Source organism: Streptomyces sp. NPDC051662, from assembly GCF_040681655.1.
In the GTDB taxonomy this organism is placed as follows: domain Bacteria; phylum Actinomycetota; class Actinomycetes; order Streptomycetales; family Streptomycetaceae; genus Streptomyces.
In genome coordinates this window covers 17,614-36,099 of the sequence record NZ_JBFAZD010000006.1, presented here as the reverse complement: position 1 = coordinate 36,099, position 18,486 = coordinate 17,614, and the positions used below count along the sequence as shown (strand labels likewise).

Genomic DNA, 18,486 nt, shown 5'->3' with positions numbered 1-18,486 from the left:
CCTCGGAGATATGCCCCTTTTAATACTGATTAACCAGGGCATATCGCCCGGTTGTCGGCGGTTTCAGTTTCGAATGGGTTACCTGACGGGGAGGTTTTACGAATTGGTTTGAGCGCGGCTAGGGTGCCTCAGATGTTTCAGGCGCCACATACCGATGAGACGTCCCCGCTCCCCCGCGCCTTCCCGGCCGCGGAGGTGGATCCCGCCGCCGGAACCAGACCGTCCACGGTGGCCGACACGCCGGTGCCGAGCGGGCAGCGGCCCGCCGGTCCCGACGCGGATCCACACGCGGCGTCCACCACCCGGGACGCGTTCTTCGACAACGCCAAGTACCTGGCGATCGTCCTGGTGGCGGTGGCGCACTTCTGGGAACCCGTCATGGAGGGCAGCCGGGCGACGCGCGCGCTCTATCTGGTCATCTACGCCTTCCACATGCCCGCCTTCATCCTCATCTCCGGCTACTTCTCCCGGAGTTTCGCCGCCCGCCCGCACCAGATCAGGCGCCTGCTGACCGGGGTCGCCGTGCCGTACGTCGTCTTCGAGGTGGCGTACTCGCTCTTCAAGCGGTACGCGGACGACAGCCCGGACCAGCCCATCAGCCTGCTCGACCCCTGGTATCTCACCTGGTTCCTGGCCGCGTTGTTCATCTGGCGGCTGACCACCCCGCTCTGGCGCTCGCTGCGTTACCCACTGACGGTGGCGCTCGTGCTCGCCTCGCTGGCGTCGCTCACGCCGGGCATCGGCGCGGACCTCAATCTGCAGCGCGTGCTCCAGTTCGCGCCGTACTTCGTCCTCGGGCTGCTGCTCAGGCCCGAACACTTCCAGCTGGTACGGCGCCGCGAGGTCCGGCTGCTCGCGGTGCCGCTGTTCGCGGGCGCGCTGGTCTTCGCGTACTGGGCCGGCCCCCGAATCGCGTCGGGCTGGCTCTACCACAGCTCCAGCGCCCAGCAGTTGGACTTTCCCTGGTGGGCGGGGCCCGTGATGACGTTCGCGCTCTTCGGCTGCTCATCGCTGCTGACGGCGGGGTTCCTGGCGTGGGTGCCACGCCGCCGGACCTGGTTCACGGCACTGGGCGCGGGCACGATCTGCGGCTATCTGCTGCACGGATTCCTGGTCCAGGGCGCGGAGTACGGCGGCCTCTTCGACACGTACCCCTGGCTGTCGGGCCCCGCCGGGAAGGTCGCGGTGACCGTCGTGGCCGCCGCCGCGGTGACCGTGCTGTGCACGCCTCCGGTACGGCGGCTGCTGCGCTGTGTGACCGAGCCCGAGATGCGGTGGGCGTTCAGGCGGCAGACGGAGGCGGAGGCGCGGCCCGAGACGGGGCCGGGGCCGGGGCCGGGGACGGAGAAGGGGCCGGGGGTGTCGGACCGAGCAGCCGACGCGCCGTCGCGCACTTCTCGGTAGTCGCGCGCCGCCGCGTCGAGCCCACCCCCGCTCCACCCCCGCTCCCCTCCCGGTTCCGTCCGGTTTCCCCGTCCACAGTTGCTCAATAAACCGTTTGGTAAACTAATTACTGACGATTTCTTGACGCCTCTTTGACTTGACGGAGGAACGATCCCATCGGACACGCAGAGACCCTCATAGCCATGGGCGGCGCCTTCCTCGCCGCCGCCGTACTCGCCCGTCTGGGCAGCCGTATCGAGCTGCCCACCATTCCGCTGTTCATCCTCGCCGGGATCCTGCTCGGCCCCCACACCCCCGGCATCGTGCTGGTCAAGGACCCGCACGAGCTGGAGATGCTCTCCGCCCTCGGGCTGGTCCTGCTGCTCTTCTACCTCGGCCTCGAATTCCATCTGGACGACCTCAAAGCGGGCGGCCGGAAGATGGCCCTCGCCGGTGGCGCGTATCTCGCGCTGAACGTGGGCGCGGGGCTCGGCTTCGGCTTCGCGCTCGGCTGGGGTACGCCGGAGGCGCTGGTCCTCGCCGGTGTGCTCGGTATCTCCTCGTCCGCGATCGTCACCAAGGTCCTGGTCGACATGGGCCGGATCGGTAACCCGGAGACCAAACCGATCCTCGGCATCATCGTGGTCGAGGACATCTTCCTGGCCCTCTATCTCGCCGCGCTCCAGCCCATCCTGTCGGGTGCGGACAGCGCCTCGGCCGCCGTCATGGACGGCGGGAAGGCGTTCGGCTTCCTGCTGCTGCTGGCGCTCGCCGCCCGGTTCGGCACGAAGGTCGTCGGACGGCTCATGAACACCAAGGACGACGAGCTTCTCGTCATCTCCTTCCTCGGCGCGGCGGTCCTCGTGGCCGGTGTCTCCGAGTGGTTCGGGGTGGCGGACGCCATCGGCGCGTTCATGGTCGGCCTGATGCTCGGCGGCACCACCTCGGGCCCCCGGATCCGCAAGCTCGTCCACCCGCTGCGGGACGCGTTCGGCGCGATCTTCTTCTTCGCCTTCGGACTGTCGATCAACCCGGGCGATCTGCCGACCGTGCTCTGGCCCGTACTCATCGCCGCGGCCGTGACCCTGGTGATGAATGTCGCCGCGGGGCTGACCGCGGCCAGGATCTTCGGTTTCGGCGCCCAGCCGGCGGCGAACATCTCGACGACCCTGCTGGCCCGGGGCGAGTTCGCGCTGATCCTCGCCACGATGGCGGCGGGCGCGGGGCTCGACAGCCGGCTCGCTCCCTTCATCGCGGGATATGTCCTGGTCCTCGCGGTCCTCGGCCCGCTGGCGGCGGGCAGGTCGCACTGGCTGGCCCGGATCCTGCCGGGCGGCAGAGGCGGTAGTGACGGCCCGGGCTCCGCGGGGAACGAGCCCTCGTACGCCCCGGGTCCGGGCGACAGGGGGGCACCGGTGACAAGCTGACGCCCATGCCATTACCACCACCCGCGACGGCCCGTAGCACCCACCGCGCTCCCCTCCGCCCATGACGGCGGAGGGGAGTTCTGTGTCTGTCCCTTCGAGAGGTCCTAGGGCTCGCGGCAGATCAGCAGGAGCGCGCGGTCGTCGTTCACGTCCTTCGCGACCGCCTCGATCAGATGCCAGGCCGCGCCCTCGAAGCCCGGGACGACATAGCGGTCGGCCTCGCCCGTGAGCCGGTCGATACCCTCCCCCAGATCGCGGCCCGGGGCCTCGACCAGCCCGTCCGTGAAGAGCATCAGCACGTCACCGGGGCGCAGTGAGCCCTTGACCGGGTCGAACTGCGCCCCGTCGTACACCCCCAGCAGCGGGCCCTCGCCCGATTTCTCCTCCCAGCGGCCACTGCCCGCGTGCAGCTGGAGGGCGGGCAGATGGCCCGCCGACAGCAGTTCGAAGTCGCCCGAGTCCAGATCGAGGACGAGATGGATGGAGGTGGCGAAGCCCTCGTCCCAGTCCTGTCTGAGCAGATAGCCGTTGGCCGCCGGGAGGAAGCTGTGTGACGGGAGCGAGCCGAGGAGTCCGCCGAAGGCGCCCGAGAGCAGCAGGGCGCGGGAGCCCGCGTCCATGCCCTTGCCCGACACATCGGTCAGGACGACTTCGAGCGTCCGGCCGCCGTTCGTACGGGCGGCCACCACGAAGTCGCCGGAGAAGGACTGGCCGCCGGCCGGGCGCAGCGCCATCTCGTGGTGCCAGCCCTTGGGGAGCCGGGGCAGGGCGCTCTGCACCCTGATCCGTTCGCGCAGGTCGAAGAGCATCGTCCCGCCGCGCCGCCAGGGCACCCCGACGCGCGCCCTGAACTGGGCGATCAGCAGTCCAAAGAGCCCGCAGGCGGCGACCACGAGCACCGTGCCCGGGGTGACGCGCGCCGGGCCGTCGGGGTACGGGCCGAGGACCATCGACTCGATGATCAGCGCCGCCGCGGCGGCCGCGTACAGGCTGAGCAGACTGGCGGGCCGCAGCAGCAGCCCGCCGGCCACGATCGGGAGGACGAGCGCGGAGGGCGCGCACCAGACCGGGACGGCGATGGTGGTGAGCGTGATCGCCGGGATGGTGAGCAGCAGACCGACAAGGGCGATCCAGTCGGAGCCGTCACCTCGGAAGTAGTCGACCCCGGATTTGCGCACGCCGTTGCGGACCCGGTGCAGCTTCCTGCGCATCCGGGCCGAGTACGACTCCGCTCCCGCGACACCGGCCATTGTTGTGGACCCTATCGATCCGTCCGCCCGGCGTGCAGGGGGACCCCTGTGACATTGCGTTCGAAATCGGGTCGCCTCGTTGTCGTACCCCTGGTACTGATGGCATATGACTATCGATCTACGGGTACTGAAACCGGCCGAATGGGACACCTGGTACGCGGCGTTGGAGCTCGCGTTCGGCGGTGTTCCGGACACCATCGGAGAGACCGGACTGATGCGGGATCTCACCGAGTTCGACCGCTCGCTCGGAGTCTGGGACGGGGATGAGTGCGTGGGCACGGCGGGGGCGTTCAGCTTCCGGCTCACGGTGCCCGGCGGCGCGCAGGTCCCCGCGGCCGGTGTGACGATGGTGAGTGTGGCGGCGACGCACCGCCGGCGCGGGGTGCTGACGTCGATGATGCGGCGCCAGCTCGATGACGTCAGGTCGTGGGGTGAACCGCTCGCCGTGTTGACGGCCTCCGAGCCGGTGATCTACGGACGCTACGGATACGGCGTCGCGACCGAACAGCTCTCGGCGGAGATCGACACCTCCCGAGTGCGGATCTCGATACCCGAAGGATCGGACGATATACGTCTTCGTCGGGTGAAACCGGATGACCCGGTTGTACGCGACGCGTGTGAGGCGGTGTACGCCGCGGAGGTCGCGGGGCGGCCGGGGATGCTCGGCCGCCGGCCGGGCTGGGAACGGCATCCGGTCGTCGACGCCGGACAGGTGAAGGACGGCATGTCGGCGCTCCAGTGCGTGCTGGCGGAGCGGGACGGCGAGGTGGTGGGGTTCACGCTCTTCCACAACAAGCCGGAGTGGGACAGATCAGGCCCCAAGGGGACGATCGAGCTGCGCGATCTGTACGCCCTGGACCCGGTGGCGTACGCCACGCTCTGGGACTTCCTCTTCTCGATCGATCTGACGTCGGCGGTCCGGGCGGGCAACAGGCCGCCGGACGACCCGTTCCAGTATCTGGTCTCCGACATCCGGCGGTGTCAGATGCGGCTGCGGGACTCGCTGCATCTGCGGCCCGTGGAGGTCGGGGCCGCGCTGGAGGCCCGTACGTACCGGACGCCCGTGGATGTGGTGCTGGAGGTGACGGACGCGTTCTGCCCCTGGAACGAGGGGCGTTGGCGGCTGTCCGGCGACACGAAGGGCGCGTCCTGCGAGCGCACCGCCGACCAGGCCGATCTGGCGCTGTCCGTGAACGAGTTGGGCGCCGCGTATCTGGGCGGGGTCTCCCTGGCGGCGCTGGCGCGCGCGGGGCGGGTCCGGGAGATACGTCCCGGCGCGCTGGCCGAGGCGTCGGCCGCGTTCTCGTCGGAGATCGCGCCCTGGCTGCCGCACGGGTTCTAGCCCGGTCCTAGAGCTGCTGGCAGCCGGGGCACCAGAACAGGTTGCGGGCGGCGAGGGTCGCGGTGCGGATCTCCTCGCCGCACAGCAGGCAGGGCATCCGCGCCCTGCGGTAGACGTACACCTCGCCGCCGTGATCGTCGACGCGCGGCGGGCGGCCCATCGCCTCGGGGGTGTGCTCGGGGCGGACGGTGTCGATCCGGTTGTTCCGTACCCCTTCGCGCATCAACGCCACCAGATCCGCCCAGATCGCCTCCCACTCGCGGCGGGTGAGGTCCTTGCCCGCGCGGTACGGGTCGATGCCGTGCCGGAAGAGGACCTCGGCGCGGTAGACATTGCCGACGCCCGCGATCACCTTCTGGTCCATGAGCAGGGCGGCGACGGTCGTACGGGACCGGGAGATCCGCGCCCAGGCCTTCTCACCGTCGTCCACGCGGCGCAGCGGGTCCTGGCCGAGGCGGGCGTGTATCGCCGCCTTCTCGGGTGCGGTGATCAGGGCGCAGGTGGTGGGGCCGCGCAGATCCATGTATGCCGTCTCGGAGGCGAGCCGCAGCCTGACCGTGTCCGTGGGCGGCGGGGCGGGCGCGTCGCCGAAGCCGACCTTGCCGAACAGGCCGAGGTGGATATGGACCCAGCCCTGGTCCTCGAAGCCGAGGAAGAGATGTTTGCCGTGGGCGTCGACGGCGTCGAGGACCCGGCCGTCGAGGAGCGCCGCGCTGTCGGAGAACTTGCCCTGCGGACTGCTGACCCGGGCCGGCCGGCCGCCGAAGCGTTCGAGATGGTCCTCGGCGAGCCGGTGGATCGTATGCCCCTCGGGCACGGGGTCTCCTCTGTGACACGTTCGGTGAAGGGTCCTCGGGGTACGGACGGACCGCGGGCCGTGGCATGGCTGTGCCGCCGGGGGCGGCCCGGCGGCACAGGGTGGGTCCTGGCGTCTAGCCCTGCCGAGGGTGGTGGGCCGGGACCGGCGGCAGTTCGTGGGTCGACTCGTAGTCGGTGAGCATCTGGATACGGCGCGCGTGGCGCTCCAGGCCCGAGTACGGGGTGGCGAGGAAGATCTCGACGAACTTCGTCGCCTCGTCCTGGGTGTGCATCCGGCCGCCGACGGAGATGACGTTGGCGTCGTTGTGCTCGCGCCCGAGAGCCGCGGTCTGCTCGCTCCAGGCGAGGACGGCGCGGACACCCTTGACCTTGTTCGCGGCGATCTGCTCGCCGTTGCCGGAGCCGCCGATCACCACGCCGAGACTGTCCGGGTCCGCCGCCGTGCGCTCCGCGGCGCGCAGGCAGAACGGCGGATAGTCGTCCTCGGCGTCATAGATGTGGGGTCCGCAGTCGACGGGCTCGTGGCCATGGGCCGTGAGCCACTCGACGAGGTGGTTCTTGAGTTCGTAGCCGGCATGGTCGGAACCGAGATACACGCGCATGGACCGAAGTGTGGCACGCGGGGTGTGGCCCGCGCTCCGCTGGGTAGCGGTCAGCGGGGTCGACCTTCCGGTAACCCCACGTACAGCCCCGGGTAACGAAACGGAATCGTTGCTTCCGCTTCTGGGGGGCCGAACGCTTGAATGCCGGGACTCATTACTTGAGTGGACCGTAGACGTAAGGATTGCCGCATGACCTCCCTGCCGTCCCCCACGAAGGAAGGCGGAACTCCCAGCGAGCCTGGGAATCCACAGTCCTCCGACGGCCTGCAAGCCGGTCTCAAGAACCGTCATCTGTCCATGATCGCGATCGGTGGAGTGATCGGCGCCGGGCTGTTCGTCGGCTCCGCTTCCGGTATCGCCGCCGCGGGTCCCGGCATCCTGCTCTCGTACGCGCTGGTCGGCCTGATGGTCGTACTCGTCATGCGCATGCTTGGCGAGATGGCCGCCGCGCGGCCCAGCTCCGGATCCTTCTCCGCCTACGCGGACCAGGCGCTCGGCCGCTGGGCCGGGTTCTCCATCGGCTGGCTCTACTGGTTCTTCTGGGTGGTGGTGCTGGCGGTCGAGGCGACCGCGGGCGCCCAGATCCTGGAGGGCTGGATACCGGCCGTGCCGCAGTGGGCGTGGGCGCTGATCGTGATGGTCGTACTGACCGCCACGAACCTCGTGTCGGTGGCCTCGTACGGTGAGTTCGAGTTCTGGTTCGCCGGTATCAAGGTCGTGGCGATCGCCGCGTTCGTCGTCGTCGGTCTGCTCGCCGTCTTCGGGCTGCTGCCGGGGTCCGACAATCCGGGCGCGGGTCTCGCGCATCTCACGGACAGCGGCGGATTCCTGCCCAAGGGACCCGGGGCGATCCTGACCGGTGTGCTGATGGTCGTCTTCTCCTTCATGGGCAGCGAGATCGTCACACTCGCGGCCGGGGAGTCCTCGAACCCGCAGCGGGCCGTCGCCAAGGCGACCAACAGCGTGATCTGGCGGATCGCCGTCTTCTATCTGGGCTCCATCTTCGTCGTACTGACGCTGCTGCCCTGGAACGATCCGTCGATCCTCAAGGAGGGCTCGTACGTCGCGGCGCTGAACTCGATCGGGATCCCGCACGCCGGGCAGGTGATGGACTTCATCGTGTTGACGGCCGTCCTGTCCTGTCTGAACTCCGGTCTCTACACGGCCTCCCGCATGGCCTTCTCGCTCGGCCTGCGCGGGGACGCGCCCAAGGCGTTCGCCCGGACCAACGCGCGCGGTGTCCCCACGGCCGCCATCCTGTCGTCCGTCCTCTTCGGGTTCGTCGCCGTCTTCTTCAACTACCAGTGGCCCGACACGGTCTTCGCGTTCCTGCTCAACTCGTCGGGCGCGGTGGCGCTGTTCGTATGGCTGGTCATCTGCTTCACCCAGTTGAGGATGCGCGGGATCATCCTGCGCGAGGCGCCGGAGAAGCTGGTCGTACGGATGTGGCTCTTCCCGTATCTGACCTGGGCGACGATCGCGATGATCTCGTTCGTACTGGTCTACATGCTCACCGACGACACCGCGCGCGAGCAGGTGCTGCTCTCGCTGCTGGTGGCGGCGCTCGTGGTGGCGATCGCGCTGGTCAAGGAGGCGCGTGGGCGGAAGGAGAAGTCCGCGGCGGAGGCCGACGTCCGAGGGTGAACCGTCCCGTCCCGTGTCAGGCGCGCCGGTGCAGACGGAGGGCCGTGAGCCCCCGTGCGGCGATCACCGCGGTCGAGGCGAGGGCGGTCACGGCCAGGCAGCTGACGAGGGCGGGCCAGGCGTAGGTGACCTGTGCCAGCGTTCCCGAGCGGTTCATCAACAGACCGAAAAGGGCGGCGAGTTGCGTGAGGAAGAGAAGGGGAAGGGTGTACGGCAGCAGCCGCGCCACTCGCCACCACGGTCGCCCCGCAGTACGCCGGACCCACCGGCGGGCTCGAAGAACGCCCCGGACGCCGAGGCCCGTCGCCAGCAGTGTGAGGGCCGCGAGGACCCAATCGGCCGTCATGGAGAACGGTTCGGCCACCTCGGGGCGCTCGCCCCGGGCGAGGTCGATGAGGCCGTCCGAGATCTGAGGCGCGTCGTCTCCGGAGATCATGCCGGTGTTGGTGACGACCGCGATGCCGATCCCGCTGTCGGGCAGAAGGGTGGCGATCGAGTTGTGGGTCAGCAGCTGCCCGGTGTGCCGGATCTGCCTGGGTTCGCCGTCCCGCGCGCTCTCCGACCAGCCCATCGCGTAGTGGCTGTCCCGCGGTGACGTGGGCGGCGTGTGCGTGCGATCGATGGTGCGTGCGGTGGCGACGCGTCGGCCGTCGGCGGACACCCCCTGGTTGTTCTGGGCGATCAGCCACCGCGAGAGGTCGTCGGCCGTGGTCACGACACCGTGGCCGCCGGCGGTGAACCAGCGGGGGTGGGGACGGGAGAACACCGAGCCGTACGCGCGGACGTAGCCGCGGGCACCATCGGGCATGTCGTCGGTGGTGTCGACGGACGTGGTGCGCGTCATGCGCAGCGGCTGGAAGATCTCCGCGGACAGGTAGTCGGCGAAGGGCCTTTCGCCGACTACCTCGACCAGGCGGGCCGCGACGAAGTAGTTGGGGTTGTGGTAGCTGTGCCTGGTGCCCGGCTCGGCGGCCAGGTGCGCCCCGCGCATCGCGGCGACGGCCTCCTTGAGAGTCCCCGGTTGGGGGCGCCTCAGATCGGGGTAGGCGGAGTCGGCCATGCCGGAGGTCTGGGTCAGCAGCTGCCGGACGGTGATCTTCTCGGCGCGTCGGTCGGCCATGGTGAACTCGGGCAGATAGCGGCGCACGGGCTGGTCCAGGTCGACCTTGCCCGCCTCGACGAGCCGCATGACGGCGAGTGCGGTCATGGACTTCGACAGCGACGCCACCGGTACGCGCGTCCGCGCGGTCATGGCCCGGCCGGAGGCGGTGTGCCCGTAACCGGCGGTGTGCACCACCCGGTCGCCCTTGGTGACGGCGACCACCGCGCCCGGCAGCCCCGTCTGCTCCATGTAGTCCCGTACGTAACGGTCGATGGCGGCCGGAGCCAGGGTGACGGCGGGTTTCGTGGCGGATGCGGGCGGGGCGGCGGACACCGTGGCCGCGATGCCGAGCGCGGCCACCAGGGCGGCCAGTCGGCGACGGGCTCCGGCGCGGACGGTGCGGACCGCGGGGGCGGTTCGGACGGCGGGGACGGTGCGAACAGTGGGCTCGGTGGACATCTTCATGAGGCCCAGTGCACCGGTCGGGCCCCCGTCGGCGCATTGGCGTACACGGGAGTCCAAAGGTAGTGCCGGCACTACCGTTTCGGGCTCGCCGCCCCGGTACGGTCGGCGCGTGCGACACCGAACCGCCTGGCAGGCCCTGGCCCAGACCCCGCTGAAAGTGCTCGGATCCGGCTGGCCCTGGCGGGCGTTCGCCTATCTGCTGTCCGGGGTCGTCTTCGGCGCCGTCACCACGACCGTTCTGGTGATCATGCTGGTCGCGGGGGTCGTCTCGCTGGTCATCGGCGTGGGGGCGGTATTCCTGCTCGGCGTCGCGCTGTCCGGCGTCGTCGTCACCCGCTTCGAGCGGTGGCGCCTGCGCCTGGTGGACCTGGATCCGGTGCCTGACCCCCACCAGGCCCCCGAACGGACCGGGCCGCGCGGATGGCTGCGCACACGGCTGCGCGAGCCGGCGACCTGGCGCGAACTCGGCTTCACCGCGGTGTCGCTGACCGCCCTGTGGTGGATGGATCTGCTCGTCCTGGGTTTCGCCCTGGCCGTTCCCGTACTGGTGATGCTGTCGCCGGTCGACGATCCCGACGCCTGGCCCCTGCTGATCGTCGGCCTGTGTCTGCTGCCCGCGGCGCCGTACACCATCACCGCCTGGGCCGGCGCGAGGGCGGCGATCACGCGTCTCATGCTGGCGCCGCGCGACAGCGAACTGGGGCGTCGGCTGACCGACGTACGAGCCTCCAGGGCACGTCTGGTCGACGCCTTCGACGCGGAGCGGCGCCGGATCGAGCGGGATCTGCACGACGGAGCGCAGCAGCGGCTCGTCTCCCTCAATGTGATGCTCGGGCTGGCCCGCCTCGATGCCGAGCCCGGCTCCTCGCTGGCCGGGCAGCTCGGCAACGCGCAGGAACAAATCACCCTCGCCGTCGACGAGTTGCGCGAGCTGAGCCGCGGCGTCCACCCCAAGGCCCTCACCGACCACGGTCTGACAGCGGCGGTCGAGAACCTCGCCACCCGCTCCGTCCTACCCGTCACGGCCGACATACGCCTTCCCCGCAGGGTGCCCGTCTCCGTGGAGACCACGGCGTACTTCGTGATCGCCGAAGCCCTGACCAACGCCACCAAACACAGCCACGCGACCCGGGCCCGGGTGCACGCCCGGCTGGACACCGACGTCCTCACCCTGTCCATCAGCGACAACGGCGTCGGCGGCGCCGACCCGGAGGCGGGCACCGGTCTGATCGGTCTCGCCGACCGGGTCGCCGCCGCGGACGGCAGACTCCGCGTCTCCAGCCCGCGGGGCGGACCTACACTCCTGCATGTGGAGCTGCCGTGCCGCTGACCGTCGTACTCGCCGAGGACTCCCCGCTGATGCGGGACGGGCTGGTCGGCGTGCTGACCCGGTTCGGCCATCAGGTGCTCGCCGCCGTCGGCGACGCGGACGCCCTGCTGACCGCGGTCCGGGAGACCGGCCCCGACATCGTCGTCACCGACGTCCGCATGCCACCGGGCAATACCGACGACGGGCTGCGCGCCGCCATCGCCCTGCGCCGCGAGCGCCCCACTCTGCCGGTCCTGGTCCTCAGCCAGTACATCGAGCAGTCCTACGCCGCCCATCTGCTCGACCTCGGCAGTGACAGCGGCATCGGCTATCTCCTCAAGGACCGCGTGAGCGCCGTCACCGAGTTCGTCGACGCGGTCACCCACGTCGCCGCCGGTGCGACGGTCGTGGACCCCGAGGTCGTACGCCAACTCCTGAACCGCCGCCACGACCCCCTGCGACGGCTCACCCCACGGGAACGCGAGGTCCTCGCCCTCATGGCCGAGGGCCATGCCAACGCCGAGATCGCCCGCGAGCTGTATGTCACGGAAGCGGCGGTGAACAAGCACGTCAGCAGCATCCTGCAGAAACTCGGACTCCACCTCGACGGCCAGGGACACCGCCGCGTCCTTGCCGTTCTCACCTACCTCCGCGCCTGACCCGGCGCGGCGGCCCACGGGTGAGGTCAGCCGCGGCGGCCGATGAGCTTCCACGCGGCGGGCAGCGCGCCCATCGCCAGGGCCGCCTTGAGCGCGTCCCCGAGCAGGAAGGGCACCAGACCGGCGCTGACGGCGGCACTCAGTGACATCCCGGTGTACAGCGCCAGGTAGGGCACGCCCACGGCGTAGATGATCGCCGAGCCGAGCACCATCGTGCCGGCCGTACGCGGTACGGAGCGGTCGCCGCCGCGGCGGGCCAGCGCGCCCACCACCGTGGCGGCGAGCAGCATGCCGAGGACATAGCCGAAGGAGGCGAAGCTCAGCCCCGAGCGGCCCTCGGCGAACCATGGCATTCCGGCCATGCCGACCACGGCGTAGAGCGCGAGGGAGAGGAAACCGCGGCGGGCGCCGAGCGCGGTGCCGACGAGCAGCGCGGCGAAGGTCTGGCCGGTGACCGGGACGGGGGAGCCGGGGACCGGGACGGCTATCTGCGCCGCCACTCCGGTGAGCACCGCTCCCCCGACGACGAGGGCGATGTCCCGGGTGCGGGTGGCGGGGAGCAGATCGGCGAGGACCGCTCCGGTACGGGGGGCTGCGGCAGCAGTGCTCATGGGGTCTCCGCGGTCGTGGGGCGTCGGGCTTCCGACGTCGGGTCAAGGGCTTCTTGGGGCATGCGTCGAACAGCCCGACGGTAGCCGAAGGGCCCGCGACGTATCACCGTCGGCCGTCCACAAAGGGGAGGTCAGCGCGTTGTCGGAGATGGCACAAAGTGCCGCCCAGGACAACGGCGCGCGGCACGGGGTCCTAGGACCATCGCCTGATCGGCGCACGATCCTGTTGCTGCTAGCGTGCACTTGCATAGGATGTGCAATAAGAGGCCGGAGGGTTTGACCATGGCGGTATACACGCTTCCTGAACTTCCGTACGACTACGCGGCGCTCGAACCGGTCATCAATCCGCAGATCATCGAGCTGCACCACGACAAGCACCACGCGGCCTACGTCAAGGGCGCCAACGACACGCTCGAACAGCTCGCGGAGGCGCGCGACAAGGAGTCCTGGGGCGCCATCAACGGGCTGGAGAAGAGCCTCGCGTTCCATCTCTCCGGCCATATCCTCCACTCGATCTACTGGCACAACATGACCGGTGAGAACGGCGGCGGCGAGCCGCTCGCCGCGGACGGCGTCGGTGACCTGGCGGACGCGATCGCCGAGTCCTTCGGCTCCTTCACCGGCTTCAAGTCCCAGCTGACCAAGGCCGCCGCGACCACCCAGGGCTCGGGCTGGGGCGTGCTCGCGTACGAGCCGGTCAGCGGCCGGCTGATCGTCGAGCAGGTCTACGACCACCAGGGCAATATCGGCCAGGGCTCGGTGCCGATCCTGGTCTTCGACGCCTGGGAGCACGCCTTCTACCTCCAGTACAAGAACCAGAAGGTGGACTTCATCGAGGCCATGTGGCGGGTCGTCAACTGGCAGGACGTGGCGAAGCGTTACGCGTCCGCCAAGGAGCGCGCCCACAGCCTGCTGCTCGCCCCGTAGGGCGTGTCCTCACGGCAGCGCCGCCCCGGGCCGTACACGTCCTGCTCGTGATCGTCTTCTCACCTTTCACGTGCGGGCGGAATGAGGGAGGACCCCCGCGAGGACGTGACTCGCGGGGGTCCTTCTGTAGGGCGGGGCTGATATCGGCCGGTACTGAGAGGCCGCTCCTCTGAATCAGTCGAAGATCGGACCCTGGGTACGCGTCCTCTTGATCTCGTAGAAGCCCGGGATCGACGCGACCATCAGCGTGCCGTCCCAGAGCTTCGCGGCCTCCTCGCCCTTGGGGGCCGGGGTGACGACCGGGCCGAAGAAGGCGATCTGCTCGCCGTCCGCGCCGGGGACGGCGATAACGGGCGTACCGACCTCCTGGCCGACCTTGTCGATGCCCTCCTTGTGGGAGGCGCGCACTTCGGCGTCATACGTGTCGGTATCGGCGTATTCGATCAGATCGGCGGGCAGACCGGCGTCGTCCAGCGCGGCGGCGATCGCCTCGCGGGTCGCGCCCTCGCCCTGGTTGTGGAAACGGGTGCCGAGCGCGGTGTACAGCGGTCCCACGACCTTGTCACCGTGCTTCTGCTGAGCGGCGATGACCACACGCACCGGCGCCCAGGCCTTGGCCAGGCCCTCGCGGTACTCCTGGGGGATGTCCTTGTCCTCATTGAGGACGGCCAGGCTCATCACATGCCAGCGGACCTCGATATCGCGGACCTTCTGCACTTCGAGAACCCAGCGGGAGGTCATCCAGGCCCAGGGGCACAGCGGGTCGAACCAGAAGTCGACGGGAGTCTTCTCGGACATGTCTCTCCTCATGAACGGCTGCGAACGCACCTGCCGCCAACAACGTCCCGGCCGGTCGGGGGCATTCCCGGATGCCGCGCGTCAGTGGCACATGCGAGGATCGTGGCTGTTTCGGACGAGCCACGAAGGCGAGCCACAGAGGAGTGACCGTGCCCGGTGAGAACCTGTCCCGCGAAGAGGCCCGTGAGCGGGCCGGCCTGCTGACCGTAGACGGGTACGAGGTCGACCTCGACCTGCGCTCGGCGGTCGGCGAGGTGCCGGGCGGTGCGACACCGAGTGGTGCGCCTGGCTCGGACACGGCGCCGCGGACGTTCCGCTCCGTGACGACGATCCGGTTCGGCTGCGCCGAGCCCGGGGCCGCCACCTTCGCCGATCTGATCGCCCCGGACGTGACCGCCGTGACGCTCAACGGGACGGAGCTGGACCCGGCCGAGGTCTTCGACGGCTCGCGGATCGCGCTGGACGGCCTGCTGGCGGAGAACGTCCTGGTGGTGGACGCGCGGTGCGCGTACAGCCGTACCGGCGAGGGCATGCACCGCTTCGTCGACCCGGAGGACGGCGAGGTCTATCTCTACACGCAGTACGAGCCGGCCGACGCGCGCCGGGTCTTCGCCAACTTCGAGCAGCCGGACCTCAAGGCTCCGTACCGCTTCCGGGTGACCGCGCCCGAGGGCTGGACCGTATGGAGCAACGGCGAGGGCACGCTGACCGACGGGGTCTGGCACTTCGCGGAGACGAAGCCGATCTCGACGTACATCACGGCGGTCGTGGCCGGTCCGTACCACTATGTGACCGACTCCTACCGCCGCACGTTCGACGACGGCACGGTCCTGGAGATCCCGCTCGGCGCGATGTGCCGCAAGGGGCTCGCCCGGCACTTCGACGCGGACGATGTCTTCCTGATCACCAAGCAGGGCCTGGACTTCTTCCACGACCACTTCGACTACCCGTATCCGTTCGGGAAGTACGACCAGGCGTTCGTGCCCGAGTACAACCTCGGCGCGATGGAGAACCCCGGTCTGGTGACGTTCCGCGAGGAGTACATCTTCCGCGGGCATGTGACGCAGGCGTCGTACGAGCGACGGTCGAACACCATCCTGCACGAGATGGCGCATATGTGGTTCGGCGATCTGGTGACCATGCGGTGGTGGGACGACCTGTGGCTGAAGGAGTCGTTCGCGGACTTCATGGGGTCGTTCGCACAGGTGGGGGCGACGCGCTTCACCAATGGCTGGACGACCTTCGCCAACAACCGCAAGGCATGGGCGTACCGCGCGGACCAGCAGCCGTCCACCCATCCGATCACCGCCGACATCCGTGATCTGGAGGCCGCCAAGCTGAACTTCGACGGCATCACCTACGCCAAGGGCGCGTCGGTGCTGAAGCAACTGGTGGCGTACGTGGGCCAGGACGCGTTCCTGGAGGGCGCCAGGCGCTACTTCAAGCGGAACGCGTACGGCAACACGCGGCTGGCCGATCTGCTCTCCGTACTGGAGGAGACGTCAGGACGGGACATGGCGGGCTGGTCCCGGTCATGGCTGGAAACCGCCGGACTCAACTCCCTCACTCCCCAGGTGATCTACGACGCCGAGGGGCGGATCACCGAACTGGCCGTGGTGCAGGACGCCGCCGAATCGCATCCGGAGCTCCGGCCGCACCGGGTGGCCATCGGGCTGTACCGGCGTACGCCGGAGGGCGAACTCGTACGGTTCGCCCGTACCGAGACGGATGTGGCCGGGCCGCGCACGGTCGTCACGGAACTGGCCGGCGCGGAGCGGCCGGAGCTGATCCTCGTCAATGACGACGATCTGACCTACTGCAAGATCCGTTTCGACGCGGGCTCGCTGGACACCCTGCGCGCGTATCTCGCGGATCTCAGCGACCCGCTCGCCCGTGCCCTGTGCTGGTCCGCGCTCTGGAACCTCACGCGCGACGCGCTCATGCCGGCCCGGGACTTCATCGGTCTGGTGCTCACCCACGCGGGCCGCGAGACGAGCATCGGCGTGCTCCAGATGCTGCACGCCTGGGCCGAGTCGGCGCTCACGCACTACGCGGCGCCGGCGTGGCGCGCGGAGGGCGGACGGCTGCTGGCCGAGGGCGCGCTGCGCGAGCTGCGGCTGTCCGAGCCCGGCAGCGAGCACCAGCTGACCTGGACCCGCTTCTTCGCCGCCGTCGCGTCGTCGGACGCGGACTTCCAACTGCTGCGCGGGCTGTTGGACGGTACGGCGAAGATCGACGGTCTCGATGTCGACCAGGAGCTGCGCTGGGCCTTCCTGGGGCCGCTGGCCGCGCACGGACGGGCGGACGAGTCCCTCATCGACGGCGAACTGGCCCGCGATGACACGGCGTCGGGCAAGCGGCACCAGGTGCGCTGTCTGGCGGCCCGGCCGTCGGCCGCGGTCAAGGCGCAGGCGTGGGCCCAGGTCGTCGAGTCGGACGCGCTGTCGAACGCGCTCGTCGAGGCGACGATCGCCGGTTTCGCCCGGTCGAACCAGCGGGAGCTGCTCGCGCCGTACGCCGCGACGTACTTCGAGGTGATCGAGCGGGTGTGGGCCGAGCGCTCGATCCAGATCGCCATGGATGTGGTGCGCGGACTGTTCCCGGGGCTCCAGGGAGACCGTCGGACCCTGGACACGGCGACGGCGTGGCTCGATTCGCACCAGGACGCGGCGCCCGCGCTGCGCAGGCTGGTGGTGGAGGCGACGGACGATCTGGCGCGTGCGCTGCGCGGTCAGGAGTGCGATACGGCCGCGGCCGGCTGACGGATGGTGCCGGACGCCTCGTCAGAGGTCCGGTGCCGGGCGTCCCGCAGGGCCTCTGATCGGCAGTCGAACGCCCTTACTTTAGGACGATCTTGTCCGGTTTTGCCGACAAACGGGTAACAGGGGTTAGAGGGACGCCTGAGTAGGGGGAGACACCGGGACATGAACAACAACACCCCGGTCTCCCCCCGCCCCCTCAGCCACCTCTCCGATGATGTGCGGAGTCGTGTGCTCTCGCTCGCGCAGCTGCGTGAGCGCGGTGTCCCTGGTGGCCGGGCCACCGCTCAGTGCCGGCCCGGCGGCCCCTGGCAGCAACCGCTGCCGGGGGTCTTCCTGTTGCACTCGGGTCCCCCGACCGCGGATGAGCGGCTCCGGGCGGTACTGCTGTACGCGGGGCGGCCGAGCGCGGAGAGTTCCCGGGGTGTGCCCGTCCAGCCCGGCCGGTTCTCGCCGTCCGCCTCCCCCGGCGCCTCCGCCTCTGCCGCCTCCGCCACCTCGCCCTCCTCGGCCTCCTCGGCCGCGACTTCGGCGTCCCCGTACGGCGCGGTGATGATCACGGGGCTGGCGGCGCTGGCGCTGTACGGATTCTCGTCCACTCCCCCGCTGCTCTCGCTGGAGCGGATCGATGTGCTCGTACCGCGTACCCGGCGGCTGCGGTCCACGGGGTGCGCGCGGCTGATCCGGGCCCACTCCCTGCCGCGGCCCGAGGAGTTCGACGGGATGCCGGTGGCGCCCGTGGGGCGCGCGCTGGCCGACGCGGTCGCGGAACTGTGCGACGCCGACGCCGTCGTCGCGCTGCTGACCGAGGCGGTACGCGCCGGGCACTGCGAACCGGCCCTGGTGGTACGGGAGCTGAGCCAGTCCGGGCTGCTGGCGCGGCCACATGTGGTGGAAGCGGTGGACTCCCTGCTCGCCGAGGGGCGGACGCTGGCCGAGGGCCGGCTCTATGAACTGGTGCGGGTGTACGGGCTCCAGGAGCCGCTGTGGAACGTGGATCTGCGGCTGCCGGGCGGACCGCGTCTGGGCGGCGTGGACGCCTACTGGCCCGACCAGGCGGTCGCCGTGGAGCTGGACACCCGGGCACCGAGGCCGGGCGGCCGGGCCACCGACCGGACGGACGACGAGGACGACGAGCAGTGGTCGGCGGCCGTACGCAAGCGCGAGCATCTGGAGCGGCTGGGGATCACGGTCGTCCATCTCACGCCCAGGAAGCTGCGGGAGGCGCTGGATCAGCAGGCGACGGTGGTCCGTACGGCCCTGATGGCGGCGAACGACCGGGATCCGGCCGCGCAGGTGGTCATCCTGCCGAGATGAACGCGGCGAGGCGGGGGCCGGTGCCGGCCGTGACGGAGACATCGGCTCCCGGCCCCTCGGCCCACGGACATC

General features: G+C 70.0%; 15 protein-coding genes. 9 read left to right on the top strand and 6 right to left on the bottom strand.

What is annotated here, in order from left to right:
* The first annotated feature begins 132 nt into the window (after nucleotides 1-132).
* On the top strand, nucleotides 133-1,404 hold the full coding sequence (locus AB0M67_RS12105; protein WP_365745237.1) for an acyltransferase family protein: 1,272 nt from the start codon (nucleotides 133-135) through the stop codon (nucleotides 1,402-1,404).
* Between the two features lie 182 nt (nucleotides 1,405-1,586).
* Entirely contained in the window at nucleotides 1,587-2,810 is a 1,224-nt protein-coding gene (locus AB0M67_RS12100) for a cation:proton antiporter (protein WP_365745235.1), read from the top strand.
* A 104-nt stretch (nucleotides 2,811-2,914) separates the two neighbouring features.
* Here the strand turns inward: AB0M67_RS12100 and AB0M67_RS12095 are convergent, their stop codons facing one another.
* Complete coding sequence (locus AB0M67_RS12095) at nucleotides 2,915-4,060, bottom strand: PP2C family protein-serine/threonine phosphatase (protein ID WP_351388132.1); 1,146 nt, start codon at nucleotides 4,058-4,060, stop codon at nucleotides 2,915-2,917.
* Between the two features lie 106 nt (nucleotides 4,061-4,166).
* Here AB0M67_RS12095 and AB0M67_RS12090 point away from each other — a divergent pair, with 106 nt between their 5' ends.
* A complete protein-coding gene (locus AB0M67_RS12090; protein ID WP_365745233.1) occupies nucleotides 4,167-5,402 on the top strand; it encodes a GNAT family N-acetyltransferase in 1,236 nt (411 codons plus the stop codon).
* A 7-nt stretch (nucleotides 5,403-5,409) separates the two neighbouring features.
* Here the strand turns inward: AB0M67_RS12090 and AB0M67_RS12085 are convergent, their stop codons facing one another.
* The gene (locus AB0M67_RS12085) at nucleotides 5,410-6,219 is read right to left on the bottom strand and encodes a DNA-formamidopyrimidine glycosylase family protein (protein ID WP_365745231.1); all 810 of its coding nucleotides are present in this window, start codon (nucleotides 6,217-6,219) and stop codon (nucleotides 5,410-5,412) included.
* A 115-nt stretch (nucleotides 6,220-6,334) separates the two neighbouring features.
* Nucleotides 6,335-6,823, bottom strand: coding sequence for a ribose-5-phosphate isomerase (locus AB0M67_RS12080; RefSeq protein ID WP_365745229.1), 489 nt, complete (start codon nucleotides 6,821-6,823; stop codon nucleotides 6,335-6,337).
* 189 nt (nucleotides 6,824-7,012) lie between these two features.
* Here AB0M67_RS12080 and AB0M67_RS12075 point away from each other — a divergent pair, with 189 nt between their 5' ends.
* Entirely contained in the window at nucleotides 7,013-8,467 is a 1,455-nt protein-coding gene (locus AB0M67_RS12075; protein WP_365745227.1) for an amino acid permease, read from the top strand.
* 16 nt (nucleotides 8,468-8,483) lie between these two features.
* On the opposite strand, the gene AB0M67_RS12070 is transcribed toward AB0M67_RS12075, so the two are convergent.
* Nucleotides 8,484-10,028: a serine hydrolase domain-containing protein gene (locus tag AB0M67_RS12070; RefSeq protein WP_365745534.1), complete on the bottom strand. Its 1,545-nt coding sequence runs from the start codon at nucleotides 10,026-10,028 to the stop codon at nucleotides 8,484-8,486.
* Nucleotides 10,029-10,143: 115 nt separating this feature from the next.
* Here AB0M67_RS12070 and AB0M67_RS12065 point away from each other — a divergent pair, with 115 nt between their 5' ends.
* A complete protein-coding gene (locus AB0M67_RS12065; protein ID WP_365745225.1) occupies nucleotides 10,144-11,364 on the top strand; it encodes a sensor domain-containing protein in 1,221 nt (406 codons plus the stop codon).
* Entirely contained in the window at nucleotides 11,355-12,002 is a 648-nt protein-coding gene (locus tag AB0M67_RS12060; protein WP_365745224.1) for a response regulator transcription factor, read from the top strand. The genes AB0M67_RS12065 and AB0M67_RS12060 overlap by 10 nt, the downstream gene beginning before the upstream one ends.
* A gap of 26 nt (nucleotides 12,003-12,028) precedes the next feature.
* Here the strand turns inward: AB0M67_RS12060 and AB0M67_RS12055 are convergent, their stop codons facing one another.
* Nucleotides 12,029-12,613, bottom strand: coding sequence for a biotin transporter BioY (locus AB0M67_RS12055; protein ID WP_365745222.1), 585 nt, complete (start codon nucleotides 12,611-12,613; stop codon nucleotides 12,029-12,031).
* A gap of 282 nt (nucleotides 12,614-12,895) precedes the next feature.
* Between AB0M67_RS12055 and AB0M67_RS12050 the strand changes: the two genes are divergently transcribed.
* Nucleotides 12,896-13,540 (top strand): superoxide dismutase, encoded by a 645-nt coding sequence (locus AB0M67_RS12050; RefSeq protein WP_365745220.1) that lies wholly within the window; start codon nucleotides 12,896-12,898, stop codon nucleotides 13,538-13,540.
* A gap of 174 nt (nucleotides 13,541-13,714) precedes the next feature.
* On the opposite strand, the gene AB0M67_RS12045 is transcribed toward AB0M67_RS12050, so the two are convergent.
* Nucleotides 13,715-14,338 (bottom strand): DsbA family protein, encoded by a 624-nt coding sequence (locus AB0M67_RS12045; protein WP_365745218.1) that lies wholly within the window; start codon nucleotides 14,336-14,338, stop codon nucleotides 13,715-13,717.
* 149 nt (nucleotides 14,339-14,487) lie between these two features.
* On the opposite strand from AB0M67_RS12045, the gene pepN reads away from it, so the two are divergent.
* Nucleotides 14,488-17,100, top strand: a complete 2,613-nt coding sequence (gene pepN, locus AB0M67_RS12040; RefSeq protein ID WP_365745216.1) for an aminopeptidase N — start codon at nucleotides 14,488-14,490, stop codon at nucleotides 17,098-17,100.
* Nucleotides 17,101-17,262: 162 nt separating this feature from the next.
* The gene (locus AB0M67_RS12035) at nucleotides 17,263-18,414 is read left to right on the top strand and encodes a hypothetical protein (RefSeq protein WP_365745214.1); all 1,152 of its coding nucleotides are present in this window, start codon (nucleotides 17,263-17,265) and stop codon (nucleotides 18,412-18,414) included.
* The last annotated feature ends 72 nt before the right edge of the window (nucleotides 18,415-18,486 follow it).

Coding starts and splice junctions, on each gene's coding strand:
- AB0M67_RS12105 (WP_365745237.1), top strand. CDS start 133: ATGTTTCAGGCGCCACATACCGATGAGACGTCCCCGCTCCCCCGCGCC.
- AB0M67_RS12100 (WP_365745235.1), top strand. CDS start 1,587: ATGGGCGGCGCCTTCCTCGCCGCCGCCGTACTCGCCCGTCTGGGCAGC.
- AB0M67_RS12095 (WP_351388132.1), bottom strand. CDS start 4,060: ATGGCCGGTGTCGCGGGAGCGGAGTCGTACTCGGCCCGGATGCGCAGG.
- AB0M67_RS12090 (WP_365745233.1), top strand. CDS start 4,167: ATGACTATCGATCTACGGGTACTGAAACCGGCCGAATGGGACACCTGG.
- AB0M67_RS12080 (WP_365745229.1), bottom strand. CDS start 6,823: ATGCGCGTGTATCTCGGTTCCGACCATGCCGGCTACGAACTCAAGAAC.
- AB0M67_RS12075 (WP_365745227.1), top strand. CDS start 7,013: ATGACCTCCCTGCCGTCCCCCACGAAGGAAGGCGGAACTCCCAGCGAG.
- AB0M67_RS12070 (WP_365745534.1), bottom strand. CDS start 10,028: ATGTCCACCGAGCCCACTGTTCGCACCGTCCCCGCCGTCCGAACCGCC.
- AB0M67_RS12055 (WP_365745222.1), bottom strand. CDS start 12,613: ATGAGCACTGCTGCCGCAGCCCCCCGTACCGGAGCGGTCCTCGCCGAT.
- AB0M67_RS12050 (WP_365745220.1), top strand. CDS start 12,896: ATGGCGGTATACACGCTTCCTGAACTTCCGTACGACTACGCGGCGCTC.
- AB0M67_RS12045 (WP_365745218.1), bottom strand. CDS start 14,338: ATGTCCGAGAAGACTCCCGTCGACTTCTGGTTCGACCCGCTGTGCCCC.
- AB0M67_RS12035 (WP_365745214.1), top strand. CDS start 17,263: ATGAACAACAACACCCCGGTCTCCCCCCGCCCCCTCAGCCACCTCTCC.